This is a genomic window from [Phormidium] sp. LEGE 05292 (assembly GCF_015207735.1).
In the GTDB taxonomy this organism is placed as follows: domain Bacteria; phylum Cyanobacteriota; class Cyanobacteriia; order Cyanobacteriales; family Aerosakkonemataceae; genus Floridanema.
This window is the reverse complement of record NZ_JADEWG010000033.1, coordinates 18,627-41,010: the sequence shown is the minus strand read 5'-3', so window position 1 is coordinate 41,010 and position 22,384 is coordinate 18,627. Positions and strand designations below refer to the sequence as shown.

Sequence of the window (22,384 nt, the reverse complement as noted above, 5' to 3'; positions counted from 1 at the left end):
TTCCTTGGTTAAAAGCAGACGCAATAGATTTTAACACTTTTTCTGTATTATAAGTAACCATTAAAAGAGTATAAATTATTACTGTTTCAATCAAAGTTAAGCAAGAATATATTAAGTTGTACATAATAAATAAAAAGATGAAATTAAATAATTTTAAATATTTCGGATGGGTTGCAGTTTTGGGATTAATTTTAACTGCTTGCAACAATCCTGCACCCACTAACACCCAAAGTGGTACACAAAATACACAAACGGCAACTCCAGCCAGTTCTCAACCGACAGATAAGTTTACAGTTGGGTTAGTTTTAGTCGGGCCAAAAAATGATGCTGGTTGGAGTCAAGCACATTATGAAGCGATGCAGTATGTCATCAAAAAGCAGCCGAATGTAGCATTAGAATATGTAGATAAAGTTAATCCGAGCGATCGACCTAATGTGAAAGGTTCACAAGTAGCTGATGACTTAATTGCCAAGGGAGCAAAGTTAGTTATTTTCAACTCAGATGACTTAAAAGATGATGCTTTTGAAACAGCGAAAAAACATCCTAATATTCCAGTAATTCATGCTACTGGTGATTACTCTTGGAAAGAGGGGAAAAACTTTAAAAATCAGCAGAATTTAGTAAATATTATGCCGCAAATGGAATACGGCAGAATGATTACAGGTTGTGCGGCTGCTTTGAGTACGCAAACAGGCAAAATTGGCTTTTTAGCGCCATTAATTAATGATGAAACTCGCCGCTTAGTTTCTGCTGCTTATTTGGGGTCAAAATACTGTTGGGAAAACTATCGAAAAAAAGACATCAAAGACTTAAATTTTAAAGTCACATGGATCGGTTTTTGGTTTAATATTCCAGGCGTTACTTTAGATCCTACTAAAGTCGCTGATGACTTTTATAACAGTGGTTACGATGTAGTAATGACAGGAATTGATACACCAGAAGCCGCAGTTCAAGGAAAAAAAGCAGCCGAGGCTGGGAAACAAGTGAAGTTCTTGCATTACACTTTAAAAACAGGTTGCGATTTGGCACCAGATATTTGTTTAGGTGTACCAATATACAACTGGGGGCCATTATATTTAGATACAATTAGAAAAGCCGAATCAGGTCAAATAAAACCAGAATTTATTTTGGGAAAACCTGATTGGAGTAATATTAATAACCCTGATACTTCGGCTGTAGGTTTTGTGTTTGGTAAAGCCTTGACTGAGGAAAACAAAAAAACTTTGGAACAATTTATTAAAAGTTTAGGAGATGGTAGCATTAATCTTTACCAAGGGCTACTAAAATTTCAAGATGGTACTGACTTTTTGAAAGCTGGAGAAAAGGCTACACCACAACAAATTTGGTATATGCCGCAGTTAATTCAAGGAATTGAGGGTAAGAGTAAATAATCAAATATAACTGAGTGAATCATCACAAACAAACTCTCTCTTTTTCTTCTCTGTGTCCTCTGTGCCTCTGCGGTTTAAAAATATTCCCTATCTATTACCTACTCCATGAAAATAGAACTGCGAAATATCACAAAACGTTTTGGTAATGTACTTGCAAATGATGATGTTTCTGTGACTGTAGAGGCTGGCACAATTCATGGAATTTTAGGAGAAAATGGTGCCGGAAAAAGTACTTTAGTGAAAATTATCAGTGGTTTTATTGGGCGCGATCGCGGTACAATTATACTCGACGAAAAACCTGGAGAAATTAAAACTCCTGCTGCTGCAATTCGCGCCGGAATTGGAATGTTACACCAAGATCCGCTTGACTTTCCCACCTTATCTGTTTTAGATAATTTTATGATTGGCAGAGAAGGTGGAAAGGATAAAACTTCGTCTATTGTTCTGCCTAAAAAGCTAGCAACAAAGGAGTTGAAGTACTTAGCATCTGATTTCAATTTCTCCCTGGATGTAAACGAGATATTGGGTAATTTAACAGTAGGAGAAAGGCAACAATTAGAGATTTTGCGGTTGTTGTCTTTAGGGGTGAATACACTGATTTTTGACGAACCAACTACGGGAATTTCTGCTTCGCAAAAAGATGCTTTGTTTGCCGCAATGCGAAAATTAGCGGATTCAGGTAAATCGCTAATTTTTGTTTCTCACAAGTTGGAAGATGTGGCGGTGTTGTGCGATCGCGTTACCGTAATGCGCCAAGGGAAAGTCGTTGGTGAAGCGGAAATTCCTTGTCCAGAAAATCGCTTAGTTGAAATGATGTTTGGCAGAGAATTAGCAAGTCCTAATAAGCCCAAAACTGCTACTGCGGAAGTGGCTTTACAGTTGCATAATATTATACTAAAAACCGATCGATTAACTATAGAAATTGAAAAATTAACTATACAATCTGGCGAAGTAATTGGATTAGCCGGATTAGAAGGTAGCGGACAAAGATTGTTACTGTTAATGTGTGCAGGTTTGTTGCCAGCAACATCAGGAAATCTGATTATTAATGGTCAAGATATGACCAATCAAACATATCAAAATTACCTGAAAGCTGGAGTAGGTTTCTTACCCGCAGACAGATTAAAAGAAGGTTTAGTAAATGGGTTAACTATTCAAGATCATGTCGCTTTGCGTCAGTCAATAGGAAGACGCAGTTTTGTGAATTGGAAAGAGACTTTAACCGTAACTAAAGACAAAATTAGTTTGTTCAATATTCGCGGAAAAGCTGATAGTAAAGTTGAGAGATTATCAGGAGGAAATCAACAACGCACCCAATTAGCTTTGTTACCCATACCTTTAAATTTATTGTTAATGGAACATCCGACAAGAGGTTTAGATATTGAATCAGCAATTTGGGTTTGGCAACAGTTAATTGCCCGCTGTCAAACTGGGACAACGATTTTATTTACTTCTTCAGATTTAGATGAGATAGTGCAGTATAGCGATCGCATTTTAGTCTTCAGTGGTGGTAATGTTTCTGCACCAATTGATACTAAAGAATTAACAGTAAATAAACTTGGTCAAATGATTGGTGGAAAGTTTGAAGATGGGGGATTGGGGACTGGGGACTAGGGAAAAATAAATTTTATCTGTGGATATCTGTGGTAAAAAATATATGGAAAATAACCAACTGAAAATCAAAGATTATTCCTTACGTTTTGGGACATTAATTCTTACTTTCCTATTCATTACCCTAATTATTTTCCTTGCTGGTGCATCACCAAAAGAGGTATTTGTTGCTCTCTGGCAAGGAATTTCTAGCGCCGATCAATTTGCCCGTGTACTATCAACTTTAGCACCATTATTATTGTGTGCTTGTGGCTTAGTTTTTACCTTTATGGCAGGGCTTTATAACTTGGGAATTGAAGGGCAAATTATCATGGGTGCGATCGCGACTACCTTCGCATTACGCATATTTCAAGATATAATTCCCAGCTATTTAGCAATACTTTTAGGAATTATTTTTGGCATAGCTGGTGGTGCTTTATGGGGGCTATTTGCTGGGGTATTAAATGTTTATGGTAAAGTAAATGAAATTTTTGCCGGATTAGGCTTAAACTTTGTTGCCCAAGGATTAACATTGTACTTAGTTTTTGGCCCTTGGAAACGTCCTGGTGTAGCTTCAATGAGTGGCACAGAACAGTTTAAAGAAACTGTTTGGTTGCCGACAATTGGAAACACTGAAGCTAGTCCGATCGCATTAATTTTAGCAGTCTTAGGATTAGTGGTGACAGCGATCGTTATTCGCGGTACTTATTTTGGTTTACAATTGCGTGCTGTCGGGCAAAATTTACGCGCATCTTATGTATTAGGAATTCCCGCTTATAGCCGAATTTTAGGTGCTTTTGCTATTTGCGGTGCTTTAGGTGGAATAGCTGGATCGTTACAAGTTTTGGCAGTATTTCATCGCTTAATTCCTAATATTTCAAGTAACCTTGGTTTTTTGGCTTTACTAATCGGAATGTTAGTAGGAAATGGGATTTTATGGATTTTGCCAGTAGCTTTCTTTTTCAGTGCCTTAAATGTGGGTAGCTTACAATTACCTTTATCCTTACAGTTAGAGTCATCTTTAGCCGGAGTTATTCAAGGAAGTTTGGTATTATTTGTTCTACTGGCAAGGGCATTTAATAATATCAAATAGAAAAAAGAATACCACAACTCAAAGATCCCCCTAAATCCCCGCGCTTTAGCGAAGCCATGCCGATAGGCTATACGCGCCGCTTCGCTAGTATCAAGGGGGACAAGGGGACAAGGAGAATTTTTACCTTCTGCCTTCTGCCTTCTGCCTTCTGCCTTTCTTCCCTTCTGCCTTGATTAGCGATCGCGTTCCAAATCTCGCATTGCCTTTTCCCAATACCATTCTTCCGGCATTCCGGGATATTTATAACGCGCAATATCCACCAAACGTTCCGCAATATCTCGATATCCACCAACCATTCTAATTAGTTGATTTTGTAATTCTGTTAAAGATGTAGATTTGGTTTGAGAAAAGAAATCAGAGGAATTTTTTCTTTGGGAACGTTGGGGACGAGATTGTACTTTTTTAATTTGATCTAATGCCTTTCTGTATTGTTGCCAATCTCCGCGATTAAAGTAAATATTCGCAGCTTGTTGATAATCATCAATTGCCCCTGGTAAATCCTCAAAATCTAAACGCACAGATGCCCTTTGATAATAAGCTTGCGGATCGTCTGATTTTTCTTGAATCGCGCGAGAATAATCTTCAATTGCTAACCGATGATTAGCAGATTTATGATGAGCATTACCGCGATAAATATAAGCATCAATGTAATTAGGATCGATCTGTAATGCTCGATCGCAATCATTAATAGCGCCGCCATAATCACCCATTTCTATGCGTACAATTGCCCGATAACAATAAGCTTTTAAATTTTGAGAGTTGAGTTGTAATGCTTGATTTAAATCATTAATTGCTTGTTGATAATAACCGAGTTTACTTAACACCATTCCTCGATAAGAATATGCTTGAGCGTCATTAGGATCGGTTTGAATTAGCCAGTTTAAATCTTCCCAAGCTTCTCTTAAGTTGCCTCGTTGCACTTTTTGTAAAACCTGATAATAAAAACCCGTATGGGTAACTAATGCTGTTCGATCGCGATTTTGTTCTGCTTGAATTTCTGTAATACTATCAATGCAACGTTGGCAATTTTGCTTGTCTTTTTCTGCCAAATAAATGTTAGCAGCTTGCTTAAAACTGGCGATCGCTTCTGCCAAATTCCCCAAACGACGGTAAGCTGTTCCTTGTAAACTATAAGCAGCAGCTAAATTGTTGTTTAATTTCAAACTTTGTTCCGCATCAGCAAGCGCCCCAGCATTGTCTTTTAATGCTAATTTAGTCAATCCGCGACTTAAATAAATTTCCGTTCTTTCCGGTTGTAATTGCAAAGCTTGGTTGTAGTCAGCAATTGCGCCTGTGCGATCGCCTAACTCAAAGCGACACCTTCCCCGTTTATAATATGCCTCAACTAATTGGGGATTGATTCGCAAAGCGCGATCGAATTCTCGCACTGCGCCTGCAAAATCTCCCGCCTGCGCCTTTTCTAATCCCCGATTGTAAAACTCTTGTTCTTGATCCATCTGACAAAATCCATTTACCCAACTCTTATTTATTAATTTAGCTCATAGCAAAAATCCTGCGCCGCAAGCCTATACTTACTAGCAGCAGGATTTGGATTGCAAATATCTTTTACTTTTATCTGAATCGATCAGCCAAGCAACTGATTCAAAGTAGCAACAAAGTTTTCCACCTCAGCTTTACCCATTTCTCGCCAGCCCTCTTCACCAAAAATTAAAGAGAGATTATGCTTGTTTGTTGGGTAAAATTTCGCGATCGCATTTGGCGATAACCACACTTTCAATTTTCCCTCATCAGACGGCTTTGCTGAAACTATAAACAAGCATTTTGAACAATTACTGGTAGCAGATAGCATTCGATTTTTAGGGGGACTAATCATTAAATTAGTAGGCCAAGAAGCAAAAGTCAATTGGTGCTGACTGGCGATTTTTAGTATTGATTGAAACTCTTCACCAATCCCATTTTCCTCAGCTATCCGTAAAATTGACTCTAAACTCAATTTTCCACTGTTATAATAAGTTGCAAAGTCCGTGAATCTGGAAATGGCGAAGCTGTCATTTTTTTTTTGCACAGGTTTGGGTGCTTTACTTGGCGGAAACTGAGGAATTTTCGGGGTTAGTTTCTCAGTTTTTTGCTGTAATTCCTGCAATTGTTGTTGCATTTGAGCAAAATTTTCTAACAATTGAGGAATCATTGCTACTTGTTCATTGGAAGTAGTTAGCTGTTGTTTGAGAGATGCAATCTCTAACTTTAGTTGCTGATTTTCTTGCTCTAAATAACTAGAATTAAATTCAGGTTTTCCTGTTTCCAATTCCGTTGTTTGAGCTGCTAATTTTTGTTGCAACGTCTCTACAATTTGTCTTATTTCTGCGATTTGTTGTGACTCAGAACGTTCCCTAACTTCAACAGACAACGCAGCAAAATAATCTTTTAATTGTTTGATATCTCGTTCTAAGTTACTTGCATCAAAACTTGTGGTAGAAGTTAATGTAGCTAGTCTTTCTTGTACTGTATCTGTAATTTGCCTTAACTCAGAAACTTGTTGTAACTCCCGTTCCTTAAACTCAGAATTTAACTGCGCTAAGTTTTGTTTTAGCTGATTAATTTCTTGATCTAAGTAACTGGTATCAACACTAGCTGTTGTTGTCGGTAGTTCAGCTATTCTTTGTTGAATCAAAGCAGTACTTTTTCTTAATTCTGTTATTTCATGTAACTCTGTTCGCTCTTGAAAATCAGCACTTAATTTAGCAATATCTGCTTGTAATTTGGCAATTTTATCCTTTTCTTCATTTTGGTGAATAATGCCTTCTAATTCTACAATTGCTGCTTTCAAATCATAAATTTGTTGTTCAAGATAAGTTGGGTCAAATGTCGCCAGATTTGGTGGAATCGCTGGCTTTTCTTTAGTGATTGTGGAAGTAACGTTACTCAATGCTTCTTCCAGACTAACAAATTGTTTTTGCAGGTCAGAAATTTCTGCTTTAATAGGTTGAGGATCTACATTTTTGCTTGAAAGTGATAAATCTTGAACTGAAGCTTGTAGCGATCGCATTTCTCCAGCAACTTCTTTATCTACCTGTTGGATACGATTGTCCATTTCCGAAACGATCGCCGTAATATCATCTTCTAACTTTTGCTGAAATTTCCCTCTATTGATCAAATTCAGCGACAGAGCCAAAGTCAGAGGAGCCGCCGCTACAATCATCTGTTGTGACCAAACTGCCGCCAGCGTTCCAGCCACACTAGCACCAACTGAAATCTTCTCTGCAACCCTCAGACCGTTGTTTTCGTTGCTAGCTTTCATTGAGTAGACCTAAAAATTGTAAATTTCTTCTGTTTGTTAGGCAAAATATATCATATAATTTGTTGAGTCAATATTAGATATATTTTATAGATTGAATTAGTCTGAACTTATAGTTAGTAGCCTAATGTTGGCGCGTCGATCGGCAAGACGAGGTAAAAATACTTTTGGACATCAACAAATAGTTAATAAAATCACAAATCACTGACGATAGTAATTAATTGTCAACAGGGATAATGAACGAAATACTAACCATTTTAGCTACAGCGATCGCCACTTCCACACCCTTAATTTTTGCTTGCATTGGCGAAACAATTTCCGAACAAGCAGGAGTAATTAACCTTTCTGCCGAAGGCACAATAATGATGGGTGCAATGACGGGATTTGCGATCGCCAAATTCACCGATAACTTATTATTAGGCTTTTTAGGTGCAGCAATAATTGGCGCAATCATTGCTTTAATTATCGCCTTTGGTGCAATTACCCTGAAACAATCACAAGTAGCGATCGGCTTTGTCCTCGCCCTACTTTGCACAGATTTATCATCATTTTTAGGCAACCCAATCGTGAGAGTACCAGGGCCAACAGTAGCTAGTTTTAAAATTCCTATATTCCAAGACATTCCAATTTTAGGAAAGCTACTTTTTCAAAGTGATTTGTTAGTTTATATCAGTTACTTACTAATTATTTTAACTTGGTTTTATTTTTACCATACCAAACCCGGACTAACATTAAGAGCCGTAGGAAACCAACCATTAGCCGCCTTTGCTAGAGGCACAAACGTCATTTTATGGCGCTACTTTTACACAATTTTAGGTGGTGCATTAATGGGAATTGCCGGAGCCGCTTTTTCCTTAGATTTTAAAGCAGGTTGGAGCTATCGCCACACAGCTGGTTATGGTTGGATTGCCCTAGCGATCGTAATTTTTGGCGGTTGGCATCCCTTAAAAGTTGCTTTTGGAGTTTATTTATTTGGCATTTTACAATCTTTAGCCAGTGTTGCCCAAAGCACCATTCCTACTGTACCCACACAAGTTTTTACCGTCGCACCTTTTGCTTTAATGATTATGGTTTTGGTAATCACTTCTAGCGATTTTTTAGTAAATAACAAATTACCATTACCCCCAACAATTCGCCGTTGGATTAACCAAACAATTCGGATTACTCCCCCGGCAGCTTTGGGCAAAACATTTGAACAAGATTAATAGTAGCTGGAATAATAGACGAGATGGAAATAGAAGCTGCCGTTGACTACCTCATATCGTTTCCGATTGCATTGGAATTATTTAAATCTTGATTGGATAAGGGCGAAGGCGAATGCGTGCCGGAGGCATCAGCATTCTGGCAATAAATTTTTAGTTCAAAACCAAAAAATTATTGCCAGAATACTTCGCCCATACATGATATAATTCCGAAGCAAACGGAAGAGATATCGCGCATCAAAATATTAAGAAATGCAATGAATACATAGCCCTACAATATGGATCGGGAATCCTAATTCAAGAGCTTTGAAAAACAATCAAAGCGTTGGAATTCGTGTTGAAGGGAAAAAAATGATTAACCTTTTGGGCTACAGCATTCGTCAGCAAATCTATGCAGGAACTCGAACTTTAGTTTATCAAGGTGTCCGAGAATCCGATCGGCAACCTGTTGTCATTAAATTGTTACAGAATGAATTCCCCCGCTTCAGCGAATTGCTTCATTTTCGCAACCAATATATAATTGCCAAAAGCCTGGATATCCCTGGTATTATCAAGCCATACAGTCTGGAAACCTATCAAAATCGTTATGCTCTAATTTTGGAGGATTTTGATGGAATTTCTCTCTGTCGCTACGTTGCTTCTTTGGCAGAGAGTAAAACCAAATCAGAGAATGTTAGTTTACCGATCGCTGAATTTTTTCCCATTTCGATTCAGATTGCCGATACGTTAGACAGACTTTACCGCGATCGCGTCATCCACAAAGACCTCAAACCCGCCAATATACTCATTAATCCTATCAGCAAAGAAGTTAAAATCATTGACTTCAGCATTGCTTCTCTGCTGCCACGCGAAACCCAAGAAATCCAAAATCCCAACGTTTTAGAAGGAACGCTACCCTACATTTCTCCCGAACAAACTGGACGGATGAATCGAGGCATTGACTATCGCACCGACTTCTATTCTTTGGGAATCACATTCTACGAACTGCTGACTGGACAATTACCATTCCAAACTAACGATCCGATGGAGTTGGTACATTGTCACCTGGCAAAACAACCCACTCCCATACATGAACTCAACTCAGCAGTTCCTCTGATACTGTCTGAAATAGTTGGTAAACTGATGGCGAAGAATGCAGAAGACCGTTATCAGAGTGCCACCGGACTCAAGTACGACTTAGAAACTTGTTGGCAACAGTGGAGAGAGACGGGAGAGATTGCAACCTTTAAATTAGGACAGCGAGATTTGTGCGATCGCTTCTTCATCCCAGAAAAATTGTACGGCAGAGAAGCCGAAGTCCAAACCCTGCTAGAAGCATTCGATCGCGTAGCGTCTTTGAAGGAGAATCGCGTTAGTGCAGGCAACACAGAAATGATGCTAGTCGCAGGTTTCTCCGGTATTGGAAAAACCGCCGTCGTCAACGAAGTCCACAAACCGATCGTGCGGCAACGCGGCTACTTTATTAAAGGCAAATTTGACCAATTTCAACGCAACCTTCCCTTCTCAGCTTTTGTCCAAGCTTTTCGAGATTTAATCGGACAGTTGCTATCAGAACCCGATGTAAAAATTGAGCAGTGGAAGTCAGAAATCTTAGCCGCTTTAGGCGAAAATGCAGGAGCAATTGTAGAAATCGTCCCCGAATTAAAATTTTTGATTGGAGAACAACCCGCCGTACCAGAACTCTCCGGCAGTGCTGCTCAAAATCGCTTCAATCTGTTATTTGAAAAATTTATTCAAGTTTTTACCACCAAGGAACATCCCCTCGTTATTTTCTTGGATGATTTGCAATGGGCAGACTCAGCTTCGTTAAAGTTAATTCAACTTTTAATGAGCAACGTAGGAAGCCGCTATCTTTTCTTAATTGGAGCATATCGGGATAACGAAGTGTTTCCAGCCCACCCGTTAATGCTGACATTGGCGGACATCCAAACAGCCGCAGCAACGGTGAATACCATTACTTTATCACCGCTCCAGAAGTCGGATGTAAATGCTTTAATCGCTGATACTCTTGGTTGTTCAAAAGTGCTAGCACAACCTTTAACCGAACTGGTTTATCAGAAAACTAAAGGTAATCCATTTTTCGGCACTCAATTTCTCAAATCTTTGCAAGAAGATGGATTAATTTCGTTTAATTTTGATCTCCGTCACTGGCAGTGCGATATTGCAAAAGTAAGAACATTAGCGCTGACAGATGATGTAGTGGAATTCGTAGCAATTCAGTTACGAAAGTTGCCTATCGAAACTCAAGAAGTTTTGAGATTAGCAGCCTGTATCGGCAATCAATTTGACTTAGCAACGCTGGCGATTGTTGATGAAAAATCACCCGAAGAAACCGCCCTTAAACTGTGGAAAGCTCTCCAAGAAGGTTTAATATTACCCATTAGCGAGGTTTATAAGTTTTATCAGGCAGAAGTAAATGAAAAAGAAGAAAACGGTAATAGGGAAGAATCTAACCGATTACCAATTACCCATGACCAATTACCTCAATACAGATTCTTACACGATCGCATTCAACAAGCTGCCTATTCTCTCATTCCAGAAGAGCAAAAGCGATCGACTCACTTACAAATCGGTCAACTGTTATTAAAAAATACGCCAGAAGCCGATCGAGAAGAAAGAATCTTTGATATTGTCAACCACTTAAATGTGGGAGTTGAGCTAATTACCCATGAAGCAGAACGGGAGCAATTGATACAGTTAAATTTGATTGCCGGAAAGAAAGCCAAAGCTGCTACTGCCTATTCTGCTGCGGTTGAATATTTCAATATTGGTAGAGAATTACTGGCAGTAAATAGTTGGCAGAATCAATACGAACTAACATTAGCGCTGCATACCGAAGCAGCAGAGGCGGCATATCTAAGCGGTGATTTTGACAGGATGGAAAAATTGGCATCAGTTGTGGAAAGCTGCGCCAAAATGCTACTGGACAAAGTGAAGGTATATGAAGTACAGGTGCAAGCTTATATGGCGCAAAATAAGTTACAGGAAGCGCTGAATACGGGACTACAAGTTTTAAAACAGTTGGGGGTAGAGTTTCCCTCCGAGCCAAATCCGTCTGATATTGGGCAGGCATTAGGAGAAACCGCGTCAATTTTGAGCGGAACGCGAATTGAGGACTTAATTGAGCTGCCTCAAATGAGCGATCGCTATAAACTAGCAGCTATGAAACTTTTATCAAGTATCTTTGCTCCTGCATACATTGCTGCTCCTACACTGTTGCCCTTGACGGTGTGCAAACAAGTACAATTATCCATCGAATATGGTAATGCTACCGTTTCTCCTTTTGCTTATGCCAATTATGGTTTTCTTCTTTGTGCCATTGTGGGAGATATTGATTCAGGTTATAAATTTGGTCAATTAGCTTTAAATCTAATGTCAAAGTTAAATGCTCAAGAAATCAAAACTAAGACAGTTTTCATCGTAAATCTATTTATCCGACCTTGGAAAGAGCATCTAAAAGAAACCTTAGAGCCTTTCCTATCAAGTTACTCTAGCGGAATGGAGACAGGAGATTTAGAATATGCAGGCTATTGTCTACAACAGTACTCCTGTTTTGCTTACTTTAGCGGTAAAGAATTGACTGTCCTTGAAACAGAGATCGCAAGAAACAGAGAAGCTAGTCATAAAATTAAGCAAGAAACAGCGCTTAATTATATAGAAATCTATAGGCAGGCTATCTTAAATTTGCTAGGAAAAAGTGAGAATTTATGCCTTCTAAAGGGTGAAGCTTGCGATGAGCAGATGAAGTTGCCACTTTACCAGCAAGCGAACGATAAAGCGGGAGTTGCATACATATATTTAAACAAACTTTTACTTTGTTATTGGTTTGAAAATTATTCAGAAGCGATCGAGAATATCGCTATTGCAGAGAAGTATTTAGATGCAGTAGTAGGAATGCCACTTGTTCCTGTCTTCCATTTCTACGATTCTTTAGTGCGGTTGGCAGTGTATTCTGACACTCCAGAGTCAGAACAACAGAAACTTCTCTACAGAGTACAAGCTAATCAAGAAAAAATGCAAAAGTGGGCGCATCATGCCCCAATGAATCATCTGCACAAATTCTATTTAGTAGAGGCAGAACTGCACCGGGTTTTAGATGAGAAATTAGAGGCAATAGAACTCTACGATAAAGCCATTGCTCTTGCTAAAGAAAACGAGTATGTCAACGAAGAAGCACTTGCTAACGAACTTGCCGCCAAATTTTACCTAGAATGGGGTAAAGAAAAACTTGCAAAACCCTATCTAATTGATGCCTACTATGCTTACACTCGTTGGGGAGCAAAAGCGAAAATTGACCACCTAGAACAGCGTTATCCCCAATTCCTTGCGACTATTTTGCAACCGAATCAAGCTCACCAGCATCCAAACGAAACCATTCACATCTCCACCAATGGAGCATCATCTATCTCTAGCACGAGTAAGACTATTATTGGCAGCACTAGCAGTTCGGAGTTTGTAGATTTGCCAACCGTGATTGAAGCTTCTCAAACTCTCTCTAGCGAAATCGAGCTAGAGCAATTGCTGACTACTTTGATGCAAGTAGTTGTTAAGAATGCTGGCGCTGAAACAGGAACCTTAATTTTAAATGAAGAGGGAAATTGGAGAGTTGTTGTCCACTGTATAAATCGTCAAGATTGCCATCTCGAATCGCTGCTCGTTGAAGAGAGTCAAGCAATTCCTGGGAGCTTAATTAATTACGTTAAACGTACCAAAGAAATCTTGGTATTTGATAACCTCAGCACTCAAACCGCCTTTGCTTCCGACCCTTACATTATTCAGCGGCAACCTAAGAGCGTATTATGCACTCCGATTCTCCATCAAGGTAAAGTGATGGGGATTTTGTATCTAGAGAATAATCTGGTAACGGGAGCATTTACACGCGATCGCGTTGCCATCCTCAACATCCTCTGCTCTCAAGCTGCCATCTCTTTGGATAACGCTCGTTTATACCAGCAATCTCAGCGACTTTACCAGCAATCCCAGGAGTATGCTCAAAAATTAGAGCAATATCTCCACGACCTCAAAAAGATGCAATTGCAATTGGTGCAGAGTGAAAAAATGTCTGCTTTGGGTAATTTAGTTGCTGGGGTAGCTCACGAAATTAATAATCCCGTTGGCTTCCTGGCAGGCAATATCCAACCTGCTCAAGAATACGTGCGAGATTTGTTCAATTTAATCGACATCTATCAAGAAAAATTTCCCGATCCAGGAGCAGAAATTGAAGAAGAAATTGATGCCATCGACTTGGAATATTTGCGCGAAGATTTACCTAAATTGATTGGCTCGATGAACGAGGGAATTGACCGCATTCGTAACATTAGTACAAGTTTGAGAACGTTTTCCAGAGCAGATAGCGATCGCCCAGTTCCGTTCAATATTCACGATGGACTCGACAGCACAATCTTGATTCTAAAGCATCGTCTGAAAGCCAATGAAAATCGTCCTGCCATTCAGGTCATCAAAGAGTTCGGCACTTTACCCCTGGTAAAATGCTTCCCAGGACAACTCAATCAAGTCTTTATGAATATCTTGGCAAATGCCATTGATGCGTTGGAAGAGTCCAATAAAGAACGTAGTTTTAGCGAAATTCAAGCTCATCCCAACCAAATTACCATCCAAACTGCGGCGAATGAAAAAGGCGATTGCGTCTTGATTCGGATTAAAGATAATGGAGTGGGGATGTCTGAGGAAATCAAGCACAAACTCTTTGACCAATTGTTTACCACCAAGCTGGCAGGTCAAGGAACTGGATTAGGATTGTCGATCGCCCGCCAAATCGTGGTAGAAAAACATGGCGGCACGTTGGAGGTTAATTCCTGTATTGGGTGTGGCTCGGAGTTTTTGATTTCTATGCCCACTTAGCCCAGGTATGTAATTGGGTTTTCCGTACTTATATCATGTCCGACCAATCAACCATAGTATTTGCGATCGCAAACCCTGTAGAGACGTTGCCTGCAACGTCTCTACAGTATGGGTAATCAACCGGACATGATATTAGTGTGCTAAAAACAAGAACTTTAGATTACAAGCCTAACTAGCTGATTATTCAGCCAATCTTCTAAGATTTAAACTATAAGAAATTAAGGACTGAGAAATTTTTGCTTACTAGATTCAATCCTAAAATTAAAAACTCCCCAGTCCCTAGTCCCCAATCACCAATCCCCATTATTCCCAATTCCAAGATTTTAACCGAAAGGCCAAATTTGCTTGCTCAGGTTTTGATTGTAACTCGGAAAATTGAGTTAAAAATATTGAGTGTCCGTTTCTTAAAGTCACCAGATTATCTGCCTCAATTTTCAAAGTTTTGTTATTACCAAAATTACATTCAAAAGGTGCAACTCTGGAAGCACTCAGGGGGCCAAACTGACTTCCCAATCTCACTCCGACACAAGTAATATCTGAAGGTTTTTTACCAGCTTGACGCAAAGCAGTATTTACTTCAGTGTTGAGTTTGCTGGATTGCTGAACTAGCGGCATAATGTCATCCAAACCCAGAGTTCCTTCGGCTAAAGCTGTTTGAGAAATTAAACTGCCTGCGATCGCTAAAGGCAGCATAAATTTAGTAAAATTCATTTTTGATCTCGCTTTGACAAAATCTTACAATACTATGATAAATTGACTCTTTAGTGAGCGTTTCTGTTCCCAGAAGCAAAACATTTTGAATTGTTGAGCAAGAAGACTCGCTTCATGCTAAGGTGACAAATTGAGCCAAGAATCCAACGCGCTTCTGCCCGTAGGAATATTAATAAGCTCAATAAGGCATCTTTATAGTAGATCAATTGAAACTCATGGCTGACATAGTTGATATTGCAGTTAGCGCAGGTTCATTCCAGACTTTAGTAACAGCTGTTCAAGTTGCTGGTTTAGTGGATGCGCTGAAAAGTCCTGGCCCTTTTACAGTTTTTGCACCCAATGATGAAGCTTTTGCCAAACTACCACCAGGAACAGTCGAGTCTTTGGTGAAAAGTCCTCCTCAGTTAGGCAGGATTCTCAAATATCATGTAGTGGCAGGAAGATTAATGAAAGAAGACCTAGCTAAACTTAATTCTGTCACTTCTTTGGAAGGTTCCCCTATTCCTATTGATTTTTCTGAGGCTTTGGAAGTGAAAAATTCCACTGTTATTGCCGCAGATATTGAGGCGGATAACGGTGTAATTCACGTAATCGATCGCGTAATATTGATGGGTTAATTTGCTGAATAGAGACGTTGTATGCAACGTCTCTACAAAGCTAAAATCGTAGTGTCTGACGCACCACACAAACTAAAAATTATATTTTAGAAATTAACTAAAGCAATTCCAGAGTCAATAAAACTGAGATGAAAGGGCAAGAAACACAGGGAAAAACTATTAATCACAACATCAATCCTCAAGATATTTCATGGGCTTTTTGGCCTCTAGTACCACTTTATCCATACAGCAAAAGACGGACTATTCGTAAAGAAGTAGTTCCAGATACTATTTGGACTTTTGACCAATTACAAGGAATTTTTTATGTTACCGTACCAATTAGGATGACTGTTGTCAGACTGGAAACAGGCGGTTTGTTAATTTATGCACCAGTCGCCCCAACTTTAGAATGTATTAGGTTAGTTAAAGAATTGGTGGCAAAATATGGCGAGGTAAAATATATTATTTTGCCCACTGTTTCCGGTCTGGAACATAAGGTTTTTGTTGGCCCTTTTGCGAGACGTTTTCCTCAAGCCCAAATTTTCATCGCCCCTGGTCAATGGAGTTTTCCCATTTCTTTACCTTTGAGTTGGTTAGGTTTTCCTTCCAAACGCACTCAAATACTTCCAGAAGATAGCAGTAAAACTCCTTTTGCTAATGAGTTTGATTATAGAATTTTAGGCCCTATTGGATTAGGTTTAGGTTCATTTGGCGAGGTGGCTTTTTTCCACAAGCGATCACAAACTCTCCTAGTCACTGACTCGATAATTTCCGTCCCCGAAAATCCCCCGGAAATCGTTCTACTTGAACCTTATCCCTTACTTTTTCACGCCAAAGATGATGCTTTTTCAATTGTTGAGGACAACCAAGCTAACCGCCAGAAAGGTTGGCAACGCATCTCATTATTTGCGTTTTACTTCCGTCCTAGCGCAATGGAAACAGTAAAATTAGGACAAGCATTTCTGAGTTCTTTCCAAGTTGGCGATCGGTCCAAAAAAGCTTATTTTGGCATCTATCCCTTCAAATGGAAAAATGGCTGGCAACATTCATTTAACGCACTCCGAAGAGATGGGAATTTGTTAGTAGCACCAATCCTACAAGCTTTGATTTTGAATCGCGCCCCACAAGAAACAATTAACTGGGCAAATCAAGTTACTCAATGGAATTTTCAGCGGATTATTCCCTGTCATTTTGATGCGCCCATTTCCGCAACTCCCCAACAATTTCGCCAAGCATTCAACTTTTTGGAGAAAAATCCTGCTGTTAGTAATGATTTGATTAGTGCTACTAAACCTTTACCTGAAGAAGATTTTCAACTACTTAGAGAACTGGATGAAACTTTAGGCAAACTTGGCATTGTGCCACCGTCAAAGGAAAAAATTTAAGCTGAATTTATTTGTACAAAACAGCTTCTTTCAAAGTGGCAACTTTTGTGATTGCTTGGTTAATACCATCAGATGAAACTCCATGATTAGCCATTGCTTCACTTAAATGTTTAGCGATCGCTTGCACATAGCTTACCATCAGATAAGTAGATGTGCTTAAAAATGAGCCTTCACAAAAGGATACAGAAGTAAGTTACTAATACCAATTCTCCGTAAAATTGCGCTTAATCATTGCCCCTCCCCGTCTACGGGGAGGGGTTTGGGGTGGGGTGAATTAAGCGCATCTTCATAGAGAATTGGTATAAGTTAAGTATATTTACAAAATTTACTATTTTCCTCACTTAGTTATATCCTTATATAGCCAATTAAAGCAAACCTAGCAAAAAGCTCTCAAAAAAATAGTATGGTCAAATTACCTGAAAAACAATCTCCAACTATCACTTCCGATGGCGAAATATCAATAAAAAAGATTCATCATCAAATAGTAATTATTGGTGGTGGTGCAGCAGGTATTACCTCCGCCTCGCTGTTATTAGCTCAAAATGATTCCCTGGATATTGCGATCGTTGAACCAGAAGAAAAACATTACTACCAACCCGGCTGGACAATGGTAGGAGGCGGCGTTTTCCAAGTTGAAGAAACCGTAAGAGATGAAAAAGATTTAATTCCCCAAGGTGTGACTTGGATTAAAGATTATGCCCTGAAATTAGACCCCGATAACAATACAGTTTTAACCAAAGAAGGTTTACAAATTGAATATGATTATTTAATTGTTTGTCCCGGAATTCAAATTAACTGGCATTTAATTAAAGGTTTGAAAGAATCACTTGGTAAAAATGGAGTTACCAGTAATTACTCGCCTATTTATGCACCTTATACTTGGGAACTTATTCAAAACTTTCAAGGTGGAAACGCTATATTTACTTATCCTAATACACCGATTAAATGTGGAGGAGCACCACAAAAAGTTATGTACATGGCGGATGATATGTTCCGCCAGTTGGGAGTGCGCGATCGAACTAATGTCACGTATTGCACAACTTTAACTAAAATGTTCTTTGTCAAAGAATACTCAGACATTTTAGATAAAGTAGTCGCTGAACGGAACATAGAAGTTAAGTTTCGCTGCAACTTAAAAGAAATCAAAGCTGACAGCAAAGAAGCAGTTTTTGACCTCACCAAGGATGACGAAACTGTAGAAGAAATCACCTTGAAATATGACATGATTCACGTTGCACCACCGCAAAGTGCGCCCGACTTTATTAAAGAAAGTCCCTTAGCAGTTCCCAATAATCCTTTCGGTTGGGTGGATGTGAATAAAGACACATTACAACATAATCGATATCCCAATGTATTTGCTTTGGGTGATGCTTCTTCCTTGCCAACTTCTAAAACTTCTGCTGCTATTCGCGGACAAGCACCAGTTTTAGTAGCAAATTTGTTGGCTTTAATGACTTCTAAACCATTAGAAAACCGTTACAATGGTTATACTTGTTGTCCGTTAATTACGGGTTACAACAAGTTAGTAATGGCAGAATTTGATGGTTATACTTTTACACCGATGTCCAGTTTTCCCTTAAATCCGATTAAAGAACGCTGGAGTATGTGGATCATGAAAAAACACATTTTACCTTGGGTTTATTGGAATCGGATGTTGAAAGGTCAACCTTTTGAAGGAAATTACATCAAGTTCATGCAGTGGAAATACAAGAAATAGGGATTCTCTTGTACTTATGTTGGAAAATCCTGGTTTTAGGGACTGGGGATTAGGGACTAGGGACTGGGTTGATTGTCGAAAGCACTTGATTAATTAATCTGGTTTACTTGTCACTTTATGTACGGGAGATTCACAGGCGGGCTAAAATGACAGGTGCCAGATCTGAGTAGACAAAATGCCCAGCTTACAAGAAGATTCAATCTTTAAATTGGGCATCCGATCGCTAATTTTCTCTATTAATGACCAACTACCAACTACCAACTACCAACTACCTTATTAAAAAATGTCTATTTCCAAATCAGAAGCAAAGCAACTTTTAGAAAGAATGATTTTTGAGGAGACAAGTCCTCAAGATTGGGTGCAAGATGTTTGGGGATTAAGTCCTCTTTTGGGAGATAGCGCCGCCAAATTATTTGAAGCTTTTGAAATGTTAATTGAGTGTTGTCCTGAAGAAAAATTAGATAATTTGCTGCAATCTTTGTATCGAGAATATCTTGATTCGGAGTGATGGGGGATTGGGAACTAGAGAATCGGTGACTTTCTCCGACAATCTGTTTAGCTAATTGCTGTTTTTGTTGAATCATTTCCGGTAAATCACTTTCCACAAAAATGACTTCTGGATCTTCTTCTTCACTCATGACGGTTAATAGTATCAAGCTCTTCAGGCAAGACTACTGGAATTTCTGCACTGATAAACCCAGATTTATCACGAGTCACTATCGCGTCTACACCATGCACTACTCCACAAACGTACTGCACTGCATCCTCAAAATCACGAAAATTCAGTGCTATTGCTTGTTCGAGTACTTCTCGATTCACTGGACAAATGTTTAGATCGGTCATCACTTGGATAATAGCATTTTGAGCTACTACCGCTCCTGCTGCTCTACGGACAATGTAATAGATATTGGTGATTGTTGTTGCGGCAATAAATCCCTCAATCTCTCCAGTATCAATACGCTCAAATAGTCTCGCCGCATTTTCCACAAACGGTTCTCGCTCTTGTAAAAAGTCAAGAACTACATTAGTATCAATCAAAATTCGCATTACTTATACTTCTCGGTGAGGTAGCTAACATAATCATCTTTGGAATCGGGATCGTCTGTAGCTGCTGAAATTTTGGCGATGCCTCGCAGTCGAGATAGATTTCCCCGTTTCAATTTTGGCTGAGTTTCTTCTTTTACTTCGACAAGCTTTTCTTCAGTCTGACTTTCAGCAGTTTTGCCAAGATGTTTTTGGGTAATAAAATCGATGAAATCACTCACTTCCTGTAATAGTGGTTCGGGAAGTTGTTGTAATTTGGCGATCGTACTATCACGAATAGTCATAATAATTGCCTCTATACTGTTGTCCAGAATATACATTGTAAAGTGTTGGCAACCTATTCAGCAGAGTTGCGCCATTCTTGTCCAAGACGAACCGCTTCATCAAAGGTAGGATCGTTTTCAAAGCTACCCGCAACTTTTAACCACCAATCATTCTCTTTGGAATTAGGAGTATCAAAGTCATCTGGAACTGTAAACTCACCTGCACACAAACCAAATGGTCGTAGTTGCTTATTGCTTGGTTCTGCGGTTGTTACTTCTAATTGATCGACACCTCCAAACCATTTTAACCATGCTTCGACAAGCTTTTCATCAGGCTGGCTTTCAGCAGTTTTGGCAAGATGTTTTTGGGTAATAAAATCGATGAAATCACTCACTTCCTGTAAGAGTGGTTCGGGAAGTTGTTGTAGTTTGGCGATCGCACTATCACGAATAGTCATAAAAATTGCCTCTATACTGTTGTCCAATCTTCTATTCGCAATTCTACAATTTGTCCAAAATCTGACTGATTACGGGTGAGTAAAATTGCGTTGTTAGTCAGAGCGATCGCAGCAATTTTCAGATCCATGTTGCCTAAACGAGGATAGCCTTCGACTCAGTTAGTGTTCTTTGTAATGCCTCCATGATAACTTCATTACTCTTGCTTGAAATTAATCGTTTTATATACTCTGTCAGTTCGTGAGGTTTAAATCCGAAAATACCTGAAACTTGAGGAAGCAAGCCTTTATTGTCATAGAGGCGTAATGCAGCAGAGTAATCTTGAGTATTCAATATAGTATTTATAGAATCACTTGTTTCTGCGTACAAGGACGAAATATTAATTTCAGTTAACATATCTTCAAGTGCTTGTTTTAGATCTACTTCTCCAAGTGCTTTAGCATTAAAGTGTGAAAATTTATCTTCAGCACGAGCAGCAACAATAGCAGAAATCAGACGCTCTTTCTCTCTTTCCATGTGAGTGAGTACTAAGTTTTTAGCTTGCTCAATTATGCTATCTGTATCTTCTCGATGCAAGGATGCCGCTACAGCCCTCAGCACTTCTTCTGACAAGAAAACATTTTCAATTTCTGAAACACTAAGACAAAATATGTCTAAACCCTTTAAATTATTGATTTGTTCATCCGACCTAAAATCACGGTCAATAATACCTTTGCACTCTAGACTGTGAAGGTGTTTGAGATGAGAAAATGAGCGAGTTGAATGAATAACTGCTGAGGCACCCCCACACGGAGTCACAGTAAAATTTTTAAACAGATGCGAAAATATAAAAGAATCTAAGCTATCCCTATCTCCTTCAATAAACAGAATAGGTTTTCTACTTCCAAGAATTTCTAGAAGTAGTCGTTCAGGAATGTCTTCGCTTTCAGGAATTAGATACCAATCCCATTGATTATTTTCGTAACTCTTAAGCCAAATCTTTGTAGCATTCACGCGAGTTACTGCAAAATCTAGGTCATGAGTCAGGTATACAAATAAACAATCTGGTCTTTCAACTTCAACAGCATCCCACAAGCGACTCTGTAATGCTTTATGTAAATGAAGCTCAGGTTCGTCAATAACCACAATACCGTTTTCCCTCACAGCAAGACATTGACCAATAAGGTAGAAGATTACTCGCTCACCATCACTCATTTCAGAGGCATGATAAGAAGTTCCACCATTTTTAGGACGCGCTTCTATTTTTCCTGCACCAATAATAAGCTCACGATGTGGAAGAACAAACTCCCAAATACGTTTGATAATATCAAGACGAGTTTCTGGAGGAGTTTGCAGTTCCTCTGTGGTTTTAGCCCGTTGGCGATATTGTGTACTTTTCTCGAATTCTTCCGTAAATAGATAAGTAAGTAGCTTGTCATAATCACTTTGGAGATAAGTGCTAGGCTTAGACTGCCATCTATGCCCAATTTTGTAATTTTGTATTTGTTCTAAGGGTAAGTTATGCTGATAGTAACCGTAAAGAAGGATATTTTCAGCAGCGTCCATAGAAGATGTCGAGCAGTATTCTGGTATCGAAAGAGATTTTTGCGCTCCGACTCTATGGACTAAGGATTTTTGCGGTGATTCTAATTCAATCCAAGATCCCAAACGGGTTTTTCCTGAACCATTAGCTCCTACTACTACAACACTTGATTTAGCTTGAATCTCTGTTGAACCTTGTGGACTGGAAAATGATGGAGGGAGGCTCAGGCTTCGGACTTTAGAGAAATAAATATTAGCTTGCATGATGAATCTAACTTATTATCAATACTCATAGAT

General features: G+C 39.1%; 17 protein-coding genes. 9 read left to right on the top strand and 8 right to left on the bottom strand.

Annotated features, from left to right (window positions below; all coding sequences use genetic code 11):
- Window positions 1-137 precede the first annotated feature (137 nt).
- The 3 genes from IQ264_RS12005 to IQ264_RS11995 all read left to right on the top strand — a co-directional run bounded on the left by IQ264_RS12005 (window position 138) and on the right by IQ264_RS11995 (window position 4,074).
- The gene (locus IQ264_RS12005) at window positions 138-1,391 is read left to right on the top strand and encodes a BMP family lipoprotein (protein ID WP_193981017.1); all 1,254 of its coding nucleotides are present in this window, start codon (window positions 138-140) and stop codon (window positions 1,389-1,391) included.
- 105 nt (window positions 1,392-1,496) lie between these two features.
- Window positions 1,497-3,005 (top strand): ABC transporter ATP-binding protein, encoded by a 1,509-nt coding sequence (locus IQ264_RS12000; RefSeq protein ID WP_193981016.1) that lies wholly within the window; start codon window positions 1,497-1,499, stop codon window positions 3,003-3,005.
- Between the two features lie 43 nt (window positions 3,006-3,048).
- Entirely contained in the window at window positions 3,049-4,074 is a 1,026-nt protein-coding gene (locus tag IQ264_RS11995; protein ID WP_193981015.1) for an ABC transporter permease, read from the top strand.
- A gap of 173 nt (window positions 4,075-4,247) precedes the next feature.
- Here IQ264_RS11995 and IQ264_RS11990 read toward each other — a convergent pair whose 3' ends face one another.
- Both IQ264_RS11990 and IQ264_RS11985 read right to left on the bottom strand, forming a co-directional pair.
- Window positions 4,248-5,531: a tetratricopeptide repeat protein gene (locus tag IQ264_RS11990; RefSeq protein WP_193981014.1), complete on the bottom strand. Its 1,284-nt coding sequence runs from the start codon at window positions 5,529-5,531 to the stop codon at window positions 4,248-4,250.
- Between the two features lie 128 nt (window positions 5,532-5,659).
- The gene (locus IQ264_RS11985) at window positions 5,660-7,333 is read right to left on the bottom strand and encodes a hypothetical protein (protein ID WP_193981013.1); all 1,674 of its coding nucleotides are present in this window, start codon (window positions 7,331-7,333) and stop codon (window positions 5,660-5,662) included.
- 233 nt (window positions 7,334-7,566) lie between these two features.
- Here IQ264_RS11985 and IQ264_RS11980 point away from each other — a divergent pair, with 233 nt between their 5' ends.
- Window positions 7,567-8,535 (top strand): ABC transporter permease, encoded by a 969-nt coding sequence (locus tag IQ264_RS11980; protein WP_193981012.1) that lies wholly within the window; start codon window positions 7,567-7,569, stop codon window positions 8,533-8,535.
- A 348-nt stretch (window positions 8,536-8,883) separates the two neighbouring features.
- Window positions 8,884-14,394 carry a trifunctional serine/threonine-protein kinase/ATP-binding protein/sensor histidine kinase gene (locus IQ264_RS11975; RefSeq protein ID WP_193981011.1) on the top strand — a complete coding sequence of 1,837 codons (5,511 nt, stop codon included), beginning with the start codon at window positions 8,884-8,886 and terminating at the stop codon, window positions 14,392-14,394.
- Window positions 14,395-14,697: 303 nt separating this feature from the next.
- Here IQ264_RS11975 and IQ264_RS11970 read toward each other — a convergent pair whose 3' ends face one another.
- Entirely contained in the window at window positions 14,698-15,105 is a 408-nt protein-coding gene (locus tag IQ264_RS11970) for a hypothetical protein (protein ID WP_193981010.1), read from the bottom strand.
- Window positions 15,106-15,320: 215 nt separating this feature from the next.
- On the opposite strand from IQ264_RS11970, the gene IQ264_RS11965 reads away from it, so the two are divergent.
- Together IQ264_RS11965 and IQ264_RS11960 are read left to right on the top strand one after the other, a co-directional pair.
- Entirely contained in the window at window positions 15,321-15,722 is a 402-nt protein-coding gene (locus IQ264_RS11965) for a fasciclin domain-containing protein (protein ID WP_193981009.1), read from the top strand.
- Between the two features lie 128 nt (window positions 15,723-15,850).
- Window positions 15,851-17,086 (top strand): DUF4336 domain-containing protein, encoded by a 1,236-nt coding sequence (locus tag IQ264_RS11960; RefSeq protein WP_193981008.1) that lies wholly within the window; start codon window positions 15,851-15,853, stop codon window positions 17,084-17,086.
- Between the two features lie 7 nt (window positions 17,087-17,093).
- Here the strand turns inward: IQ264_RS11960 and IQ264_RS33410 are convergent, their stop codons facing one another.
- Window positions 17,094-17,225 carry a hypothetical protein gene (locus IQ264_RS33410; RefSeq protein WP_265583031.1) on the bottom strand — a complete coding sequence of 44 codons (132 nt, stop codon included), beginning with the start codon at window positions 17,223-17,225 and terminating at the stop codon, window positions 17,094-17,096.
- Between the two features lie 264 nt (window positions 17,226-17,489).
- On the opposite strand from IQ264_RS33410, the gene IQ264_RS11955 reads away from it, so the two are divergent.
- Both IQ264_RS11955 and IQ264_RS11950 read left to right on the top strand, forming a co-directional pair.
- Window positions 17,490-18,803, top strand: coding sequence for an NAD(P)/FAD-dependent oxidoreductase (locus tag IQ264_RS11955; protein ID WP_193981007.1), 1,314 nt, complete (start codon window positions 17,490-17,492; stop codon window positions 18,801-18,803).
- A 283-nt stretch (window positions 18,804-19,086) separates the two neighbouring features.
- Window positions 19,087-19,311, top strand: a complete 225-nt coding sequence (locus IQ264_RS11950) for a hypothetical protein (protein ID WP_193981006.1) — start codon at window positions 19,087-19,089, stop codon at window positions 19,309-19,311.
- A 122-nt stretch (window positions 19,312-19,433) separates the two neighbouring features.
- Here IQ264_RS11950 and IQ264_RS11945 read toward each other — a convergent pair whose 3' ends face one another.
- The 4 genes from IQ264_RS11945 to IQ264_RS11925 form a co-directional block, all read right to left on the bottom strand.
- Window positions 19,434-19,850 (bottom strand): type II toxin-antitoxin system VapC family toxin, encoded by a 417-nt coding sequence (locus IQ264_RS11945; RefSeq protein ID WP_193981005.1) that lies wholly within the window; start codon window positions 19,848-19,850, stop codon window positions 19,434-19,436.
- Window positions 19,850-20,131, bottom strand: a complete 282-nt coding sequence (locus IQ264_RS11940; RefSeq protein WP_193981004.1) for a DUF2281 domain-containing protein — start codon at window positions 20,129-20,131, stop codon at window positions 19,850-19,852. The genes IQ264_RS11945 and IQ264_RS11940 overlap by 1 nt, the downstream gene beginning before the upstream one ends.
- A gap of 53 nt (window positions 20,132-20,184) precedes the next feature.
- Complete coding sequence (locus IQ264_RS11935) at window positions 20,185-20,568, bottom strand: DUF2281 domain-containing protein (RefSeq protein ID WP_193981003.1); 384 nt, start codon at window positions 20,566-20,568, stop codon at window positions 20,185-20,187.
- A gap of 133 nt (window positions 20,569-20,701) precedes the next feature.
- Window positions 20,702-22,351: a DUF4435 domain-containing protein gene (locus IQ264_RS11925; protein WP_193981002.1), complete on the bottom strand. Its 1,650-nt coding sequence runs from the start codon at window positions 22,349-22,351 to the stop codon at window positions 20,702-20,704.
- Window positions 22,352-22,384: the final 33 nt, after the last annotated feature.

Excerpts from the sequence above, each read along its gene's own strand:
- IQ264_RS11980 (WP_193981012.1), top strand. The coding sequence starts at position 7,567 with ATGAACGAAATACTAACCATTTTAGCTACAGCGATCGCCACTTCCACA.
- IQ264_RS33410 (WP_265583031.1), bottom strand. The coding sequence starts at position 17,225 with ATGGTAAGCTATGTGCAAGCGATCGCTAAACATTTAAGTGAAGCAATG.
- IQ264_RS12000 (WP_193981016.1), top strand. The coding sequence starts at position 1,497 with ATGAAAATAGAACTGCGAAATATCACAAAACGTTTTGGTAATGTACTT.
- IQ264_RS11995 (WP_193981015.1), top strand. The coding sequence starts at position 3,049 with ATGGAAAATAACCAACTGAAAATCAAAGATTATTCCTTACGTTTTGGG.
- IQ264_RS11925 (WP_193981002.1), bottom strand. The coding sequence starts at position 22,351 with ATGCAAGCTAATATTTATTTCTCTAAAGTCCGAAGCCTGAGCCTCCCT.
- IQ264_RS11970 (WP_193981010.1), bottom strand. The coding sequence starts at position 15,105 with ATGAATTTTACTAAATTTATGCTGCCTTTAGCGATCGCAGGCAGTTTA.
- IQ264_RS11965 (WP_193981009.1), top strand. The coding sequence starts at position 15,321 with ATGGCTGACATAGTTGATATTGCAGTTAGCGCAGGTTCATTCCAGACT.
- IQ264_RS11940 (WP_193981004.1), bottom strand. The coding sequence starts at position 20,131 with ATGACTATTCGTGATAGTACGATCGCCAAATTACAACAACTTCCCGAA.
- IQ264_RS12005 (WP_193981017.1), top strand. The coding sequence starts at position 138 with ATGAAATTAAATAATTTTAAATATTTCGGATGGGTTGCAGTTTTGGGA.
- IQ264_RS11955 (WP_193981007.1), top strand. The coding sequence starts at position 17,490 with ATGGTCAAATTACCTGAAAAACAATCTCCAACTATCACTTCCGATGGC.
- IQ264_RS11990 (WP_193981014.1), bottom strand. The coding sequence starts at position 5,531 with ATGGATCAAGAACAAGAGTTTTACAATCGGGGATTAGAAAAGGCGCAG.
- IQ264_RS11960 (WP_193981008.1), top strand. The coding sequence starts at position 15,851 with ATGAAAGGGCAAGAAACACAGGGAAAAACTATTAATCACAACATCAAT.
- IQ264_RS11950 (WP_193981006.1), top strand. The coding sequence starts at position 19,087 with ATGTCTATTTCCAAATCAGAAGCAAAGCAACTTTTAGAAAGAATGATT.
- IQ264_RS11985 (WP_193981013.1), bottom strand. The coding sequence starts at position 7,333 with ATGAAAGCTAGCAACGAAAACAACGGTCTGAGGGTTGCAGAGAAGATT.
- IQ264_RS11935 (WP_193981003.1), bottom strand. The coding sequence starts at position 20,568 with ATGACTATTCGTGATAGTGCGATCGCCAAACTACAACAACTTCCCGAA.
- IQ264_RS11975 (WP_193981011.1), top strand. The coding sequence starts at position 8,884 with ATGATTAACCTTTTGGGCTACAGCATTCGTCAGCAAATCTATGCAGGA.
- IQ264_RS11945 (WP_193981005.1), bottom strand. The coding sequence starts at position 19,850 with ATGCGAATTTTGATTGATACTAATGTAGTTCTTGACTTTTTACAAGAG.